At 67.5% G+C, this 7,297-nt stretch carries 6 protein-coding genes and 1 pseudogene; 6 read left to right on the top strand and 1 reads right to left on the bottom strand.

Translation table 11 applies throughout. The features are described from left to right. Nucleotides 1–377: 377 nt before the first annotated feature. Nucleotides 378–1,421: a LacI family DNA-binding transcriptional regulator gene (locus tag IE294_RS45965; RefSeq protein ID WP_189895271.1), complete on the bottom strand. Its 1,044-nt coding sequence runs from the start codon at nucleotides 1,419–1,421 to the stop codon at nucleotides 378–380. A 406-nt stretch (nucleotides 1,422–1,827) separates the two neighbouring features. On the opposite strand from IE294_RS45965, the gene IE294_RS45960 reads away from it, so the two are divergent. The 6 genes and pseudogenes from IE294_RS45960 to IE294_RS45935 all read left to right on the top strand — a co-directional run. Beyond that, nucleotides 1,828–3,051: an ABC transporter substrate-binding protein gene (locus tag IE294_RS45960; protein ID WP_229918222.1), complete on the top strand. Its 1,224-nt coding sequence runs from the start codon at nucleotides 1,828–1,830 to the stop codon at nucleotides 3,049–3,051. Further along, on the top strand, nucleotides 3,051–4,052 hold the full coding sequence (locus IE294_RS45955) for a carbohydrate ABC transporter permease (RefSeq protein WP_229918220.1): 1,002 nt from the start codon (nucleotides 3,051–3,053) through the stop codon (nucleotides 4,050–4,052). The genes IE294_RS45960 and IE294_RS45955 overlap by 1 nt, the downstream gene beginning before the upstream one ends. Then, on the top strand, nucleotides 4,052–4,876 hold the full coding sequence (locus tag IE294_RS45950; protein ID WP_189895269.1) for a carbohydrate ABC transporter permease: 825 nt from the start codon (nucleotides 4,052–4,054) through the stop codon (nucleotides 4,874–4,876). The genes IE294_RS45955 and IE294_RS45950 overlap by 1 nt, the downstream gene beginning before the upstream one ends. Nucleotides 4,877–4,947: 71 nt before the next feature. Then, nucleotides 4,948–5,928 carry a family 43 glycosylhydrolase gene (locus IE294_RS45945; protein WP_189895268.1) on the top strand — a complete coding sequence of 327 codons (981 nt, stop codon included), beginning with the start codon at nucleotides 4,948–4,950 and terminating at the stop codon, nucleotides 5,926–5,928. Continuing rightward, nucleotides 5,925–7,109 (top strand): serine hydrolase domain-containing protein, encoded by a 1,185-nt coding sequence (locus tag IE294_RS45940; protein WP_189895267.1) that lies wholly within the window; start codon nucleotides 5,925–5,927, stop codon nucleotides 7,107–7,109. The genes IE294_RS45945 and IE294_RS45940 overlap by 4 nt, the downstream gene beginning before the upstream one ends. Nucleotides 7,110–7,158: 49 nt before the next feature. Continuing rightward, nucleotides 7,159–7,297, top strand: a pseudogene (locus tag IE294_RS45935) (IS701 family transposase); the annotation flags it as partial.

Here is a 7,297-nt window from a genome sequence, read left to right as displayed (position 1 = left end):
GCTACTTCCTCTGGAACCTCAAGATCCCAGTCTCCAGGTGTCCACGATCAAGGGGAAGCTTCATTCTCTTGGGACGGCTCCACAACGCTGTCGCCCGGCAGGCGAGGTCGACGACGGAGGCCAGGTAGAGGAACTTCCCGCTCTCCAGCGGGAGGTAGGTGATGTCGCCGACGTACTTCGTGTTCGGCAGTAGCCGTCCCGATCGGTCATGCCCGTATGCGTTCGGTGACTCCCTGACACATCGCGAACGTCTCCGTCCAGACGACCGCAGCCGGCCTTGGACACAGGCTCGCAGGGGGCGTCGAGCTCACCGGGTTTTCATGCCCCGGCAGCCTGACATGCCACGGCGTCCGGGAACCAGGACGACGAGCGGGCGTTCAGACAGGCGCGTGATCGAGCGGACGGGCCCGGACCGATGCCCGCTGGATCACGGGCATGGGAATCAGGCGGCCGCCGGACGGTGCGCCGGGGGCGAGGAGGATTTCGACGGAGGCGCGGCCCATGGCCTCGTGCGGCAGTCCGACGGTCGTGAGGCCGGGCCGGAGGTAGGAGGCGAGTTCGTCGTTGTCGAACGAGACGACGGAGATGTCGTTCGGGACGGTCAGTCCGTGTTCTGCCAGGGCCTGGTAGGCGCCGAACGCGAGGCGGTCGTTCATGCACAGCAGAGCCCGGATGTCACTGCGGCGTTCGAGGAGGGCGTGGGTGACGTCGTAGCCGTGGTGCGGTTCCCAGTCCCAGCAGGACTCCTCGGCGGCGAACCGCAGCCCTCGTCTGGCCATCTCCGCGCGGATGCCGGAGATCCGGTGCTCGACGGTGGTGGATCGGAAGAGCCCCTTCTCGGTTTCCGCGTTGTGCCCGATGAGGGCGATTCCCTCACGGTGGCCGGCGTCAGCGAGGAGTGTGACCGCTGAGGCGCCGCCGGCGAGTTCGTCAGGGAGCACGGAAACGGGGTGCTTCTTGTTCGTGGCGTTGAGCATGACGACGCGTGTGGTCGCCGGGATCTCGGGCACGAACAGTTCCCGGGCACGCATAACGGCGAAGATGATCCCGTCCACTTGACGGTCCAGTACGGCGCCGATCGCCTCCGACTCACGCGCCGGGTCGCCACCGGTCTCCAGTACGAGCATGACATGCCCCGCTCGCTGGGCGGCGTCCAGCGCTCCCCGGATCAGGCCGCTCGCGAAACGGGTGGTGGCGACCACGTCGGAGATGAACCCGATGGTCAGGGTCTTGTCGGTGCGCAGGCTGCGTGCCGCGACGTTCGGCCGGTATCCGAGTTCGGCGGCCGCCTCGTGGACCCGGGCATGCGCGTCGGCGGAGAGCCGGGAGTCGGGCCTGCCGTTGAGGATCATCGATGCGGCGGTCGGGGACAGCCCGGCACGGCGGGCGACATCGGCGAGCGTGACGCGCTTGGGCGGCATGGCTTCCTCTCATGCGGCGCGATGGGACGGCGTGCGTGCTGGTCTCAAGACAATCACAACGCTCTGACCCTTGAGAACTCGTCCTTGACAGGGGGCATCCAGCATCCCAGTATGAGCAGCGCTAAATGCTTTTAGCAGGCAGTTTAGTCCGTTTGTCGGGGGCGTTGATCCCCCGCAGCGGCGGCGCCACCCGCTTGTGGCGCACAGGAGCATCTTCCACGGAGCACGCTCAGACAACGGAGTCTTGTACATGGCACACAAGTCGATCCGCCCCGGTGAGGGACGCAGAGCCGTACCATCCATGAGCTGGAGGCCGGCCGTCACGGCCGCAGTCGCCCTGAGCGGGCTCGTCCTGGCCGGGTGTGCGCCGGGATCCCCGGAAGTGAGCCCGGTCGCATCGGGCAAGGTGAGCCTGAAACTCCCGTCCGACAAGATCACCATCAAGATCCAGGACGAAGCGGGCTTTCCCGTCACCGACGACCTGGCCGACGAATTCACGAAGCAGTACCCGAACGTCACCTTCAAGGTCGTCCGTGACAGCTTCGCCAACCTCACCGCCAACGCGCCGCGCCTGCTGGCCAGCGCCGACGCGCCCGACCTCATTCGGCTTCCCACCATGGGGGACACCGTTAAGGACGGGCTCCTGACCAACCTCGACCCGTACTTCAAGGGCTATGGGTGGGACAAGTTCTCCGCAGGCCAGCTGGCCGCGTCCCGGATGAGCAGCGAGGGGGTCAGGGGCGAGGGCTCGCTCTACCAGATGGGCCTGGGCTACAGCGTCACGGGCATCTACGTGAACCAGAAGTACGCCAAGCAGCTGGGGCTCTCCGGCGCGCCGTCGACCATCGCGGAGCTGGAGCGATGGATGGCCAAGGCCAAGGCGGCCAAGATCCTGCCTGTGCAGATCGGCATGCAGGACGGCGTGGGCACGTTCGCACTCCAGGCGCTGATCAACCAGTACGGGGACAAGGCCCATCTGGTGGACTGGATGTTCAACAAGCCCGGTGCCACCTTCGACACCGAGGCCAGCCTCAAGGGCGCCACGACCTTCAAGAAGTGGGCCGACGCGGGGTACTTCCCGTCCGACGTGAACGCGATCAACTACACGACGATGGTGTCCAACTTCCACGCGGGCAAGGGCCTGCTGATGTTCGACGGTAACTGGGACGCGGCGAAGACCGACAAGGCGATGGGGGAGGGCGCCGCCCGGTTCGTCCTGGTGCCTCCGGCCACCGCGGACGGTCCGTACGTGGCGATGGGCGCCGCGAACTCCTTCGCCATCCCGGCCAAGGCGAAGCACGCCGACGCGACGGCCTTCTTCCTGAACTGGATCCACACCGACCCCAAGGCCCGTCAGATTGTCGTCGACGTCACAGGCGCCTCGCCCGGAGGAGATCCCTCGCAGAAACTGCCCAAGGTGAAGGACGGTTCACTGACCGCGCAGGCCCTCACGGCGTCGGCGAAGGTCGCATCCGATGACGGGTTCGTCGACTTCATGGCCAACACCACGGCGGGCATTTACGCGGGCGCCTTCCAGCCGGACGAGCAGAAGCTGCTGACCCGGCGCATGGAACCCAAGGCTTTCGTCACGGCGATCCAGGAGTACTACGCCAAGGAGCTGGCGGGCTGATGGCCAACGACGTCCGTAGGCATGAGGACCCGAAGCCGACCGCGGCGGCACTGCGGCGACCCGACATGGGCGCTCATGCCGCGGACGTCGGGAAATCTTCCGGCCGGGGCGGCCGCTCCTCCACACGCGGGGCGGCACGGCACCGGCTCGTCCTCGGCTGGCTCTTCGTCCTGCCGGCCTTGGCGTTCTTCTGTGCCTTCGTGGTCTACCCGCTGATCACGGCCGTGCAGTACTCGTTCTACCGCTGGAACGGCATCGGCGCGTCGACCTGGGTCGGCGTCGACAACTACGTCCGGGTCTTCACCGATCCGGAGCTGCTGATCTCGATCGTCAACGCGCTTGTCCTCATCGTCTTCTTCACGGTGATCCCGGTGTCCGGCGGCCTGGCCCTGGCGACCCTGATCCGCACGATGCGGCCCGGGCCCTTCGCCACCGCCGCCCGCACGGTGCTGTTCCTGCCGCAGATCATCCCGCTAGTGGCCGCCGGTATCGCGTGGTCGTGGATGTACGCGCAGACCGGCACGATCAACACCATTCTCGGCTCCGTCGGCCTCGGCTTTCTCTCGCGGTCCTGGCTGGCGGGCTTCGGGACCGCCCTGCCCGCTGTCGGCCTCATCGGCTCCTGGGTGCTGACGGGCCTGTGTACCATCCTGCTGCTCACCGGCATCGGAAAGATCGACGCGTCCCTCTACGAGGCGGCACGGCTCGACGGGGCGGGCTGGTGGCGGGAGTTCGTGACCGTCACCCTGCCCGGACTGCGGCAGGAGATCGCGGTGCTGGTCACCATTACCGTCATCGCCGCGCTGAGCAGCTTCGACATCATCTACACCACCACCAAGGGCGGTCCGGGAACCAGCACGCTCGTCCCCGGCATTTCGATCTTCCGGCTCGCCTTCACACAGAGCGAAGTCGGCCTGGCGTCCGCCTTCGGCATCATCCTCCTCGCACTTGTCCTGCTGGCGGTGCTGCCCATTCAACTGCTGGCAAGGGAACGAGACTGATGGTCGTCAACAAAACCGAAGCGATCATCGGACGGATCGTCCTCGTCCTCGTCCTGATCCTCACCCTGCTGCCGCTCGCCGGAATGCTCTCCGGAGCCCTGCAGCCCGCAGACCGAATCCCCGACGGCTTCTCCTGGCCCAGCGATCCCCAGTGGGGCAACTTCGCCGTCGCCTTCCGGACCGCGCACGTCTGGGAACTGCTCGGCTCCAGCACCCTCATCGTCCTCGGCGTCGTCCCGCTCAGCCTGCTCCTGTCGACGCTGGCCGGCTATGCCCTGGGCAACCTGCGCATCCGCGGCGGGAAATACGTCTTCGTCCTGCTTCTGCTGGGACTGACCATTCCCTTCGAAGCCATCATCATCCCGATCTACTACGAGGTCAGCGCCATGGGATTGCTGGACACCCAGTGGGCGGTCATCCTGCCGCTGATCGGGCTCTACATGCCCTTCAGCGTCGTCTGGATGCGCGCGCACTTCGTCGGCGTACCCACCGAACTCTCGGAAGCGGCCCGCATCGACGGGGCGAGCACCTTCCAGGAGATCCGGCGCATCCAGATCCCGCTGGCCATGCCCGCCCTCTCCGCGTTGGCCATCCTGCTGTTCCTGTGGACCTGGAACCAGTTCCTCCTGCCCCTGGTCCTGATCGACGATCCCGACAAACGCACCATGGCCGGGGCCCTGGGAGCGTTCCAGGGGCAGTACCTCAACCAGCTTCCCCTGCTGTTCGCGGGCGCATTGATCATCATGCTGCCGACGATCGTGATCTACGTCATCTTCCAGCGCCAGTTCATCAAGGCGCTTCTCCAGGGTGCGGTCAAAGGCTGAAGCACTCCTCCTCCGTCACCCTCACCGGTCCGGCGTCCTCACGACGACGGCCGCAGCCACAAGGACGTTGCATGACATTCCAGCTCGACCACGCCTGGGTGTGGGACTTCTGGTTCGCCGATGACGGCGACACCTTCCACCTGTTCTATCTCCACGCTCCCAAGAGCCTGGGGGACCCGGAACTACGGCATCGTAACGCCCGGATCGGGCACGCCACCTCCGCCGACCTGGTCGACTGGCAGGACCACGGGCCGGTCCTCGGCCCCGGCGATCCTGGCTCTTTCGACGAGACCGCCACCTGGACGGGCAGCGTGCTCCGCGGACCCGACGGCGTCTGGTGGATGTTCTACACGGGAGCCCGCTTCCTCGCTGCCGGAGGCAACGTCGAAACCATCGGTACGGCCACCTCCCCCGACCTGCACACCTGGACGAAGCGGCCTGGTCCGGTCGTCGAAGCGGACGGCCGCTGGTACGAGAAACTGGGGACCTCCAGCTGGCCGGAAGAGGCATGGCGCGACCCCTGGGTGTTCGCGGATCCGGCCGGTGACGGCTGGCACATGCTCCTCACGGCCCGGGCCGACCACGGCGCTGTCGACGACCGGGGCGTGATCGGGCACGCGACGTCACCTGATCTTCGGACGTGGACCGTCCGGCCACCGCTCAGCCGGGCGGGCGCCGGCTTCGCACACCTGGAGGTTCCCCAGATCGCGACCGTCGACGGCCAGTATGTACTGCTGTTGTCCTGCGACACTCCCCGGCTGTCCGCCGCTCGGCGCACGGCCGGCCAGGTCGGAGGTGTCTGGAGCGTTCCGGCCCCGGCTGTCATGGGCCCGTACCTGGTCGAGGACGCCACATTGGTCATCGAGGAGTCCCGCTACAGCGGGCGCCTCGTCGAGGACCGGACCGGCAGGACCGTGCTGCTCGCCTTCGACAACTCCACGACCGACGACAGCTTCGCCGGCTCGATATCCGACCCCCTCCCCGTGCGCTGGTCACCGGAGCGGCACGGCATCGTCCCCCTGACCCTCCCGAACGAAGGCACCCAGAAATGAGCACCCGCATCGAGGGCAGCACTGCCCCGGGCTTCGCGTCCCTCGCAGACACCTTCTCCGCCGCCTTCACCGGCCATGAGGCCATGGGCGCGGCGCTTTCGGTCCGGGTGGCCGGCGAGACAGTCGTCGACCTGTGGGGCGGAACCGCCGACTCCCGCGACCGCTCGCCCTGGACGAAGGACACCACGAGCGTCATCTTCTCCTGCACCAAGGGCCTCGTCTCCATCCTCGCGGCGCGTCTCGTGCAGGAGGGCCTCCTCGACTACCAGACCCCCGTCGCGACCTACTGGCCCGAGTTCGCCGCCGAAGGCAAAGAGAAGATCACGGTCGCCGATCTCCTCGCCCACCGGTCCGGGCTCTCCGCGCCGCGCGATCTCCTGTGCGTCGAGGACGTCATCGACTGGGACGTCGTCACCAGCCGCCTGGCAGCCCAGAGACCACTGTGGTCCACCGGCCAGGGCCACGCGTACCACGCCCTTACCCATGGCTGGCTCGCCGGTGAGGTCATCCGCCGCATCACCGGTCAAACGGTCGGCCAGTACTTCGACGAACTCATCGCCGCACCGCTGCGGGCCGACGCGTGGATCGGTCTCCCCCACGGGGCCGGGCACCGGGTCGCCCATCTGCAGGTCGGTTCGAGCCTCACCGAACTCGTTGCGCAACAGGCGGCTGCGCGCGGTGCCGACGAGGTCGACTGGTCGGAACGGGCCATAACCCTCGGAAACGCGTTCCCGCCGGAGCTCGTCGACGCCACCGGCGGCTTCAACGACCCCCGGGTCCAAGCGGCGGAGCTGCCAGGAGCGGGCGGCATCGCGTCGGCCCGGGCGCTCGCCTCGATCTGGTCATCCACCGTGGTGGAGACCGACGGAGTGCGGCTGTTGCACGCCGACACGGTCGCCGATGCCATTCGACCGCAGACCGAAGGCACCCCGGTCTTCGGCGGACAACCTCCCTTCCCTCGGTGGGGCATGGGGTTCCAGCTCCCCTCCCTCGCCCGCGAATTCCTCGGGGCCTCCTCCTTCGGACACGACGGCGCCGGCGGACAGGTCGCCTTCGCCGATGCGACACACCAAGTCGGATTCGCGTTCCTGACCAACCTCATGGAAGCGGGTGACGACCACCGCGCCACTGCGATCGTGGACGAACTCCGCCGCATCCTCGGCAAGTCAGCCCGCGTATGAATGTGCAGTGGCCGAGCCTGCCCGCGTCGGCGCACCGCACGCCACGGTGAGGACGTTGCTGGTCGAACGGCCCGGAGAAGCCGATGAGCCGACCGGCTACCGGATGACCAACCTGCCTGCCAACGCCCCGGTCGCCGACCTGGTGCGGTGGGCGAAGATGCGCTGGCGGATCGAGCACGACTACCGCG

Origin of the sequence: Streptomyces canarius (genome assembly GCF_014650735.1) — a bacterium.
Taxonomy (GTDB): domain Bacteria; phylum Actinomycetota; class Actinomycetes; order Streptomycetales; family Streptomycetaceae; genus Streptomyces; species Streptomyces olivaceoviridis.
This window is presented reverse-complemented; position numbering and strand designations above follow the sequence as displayed.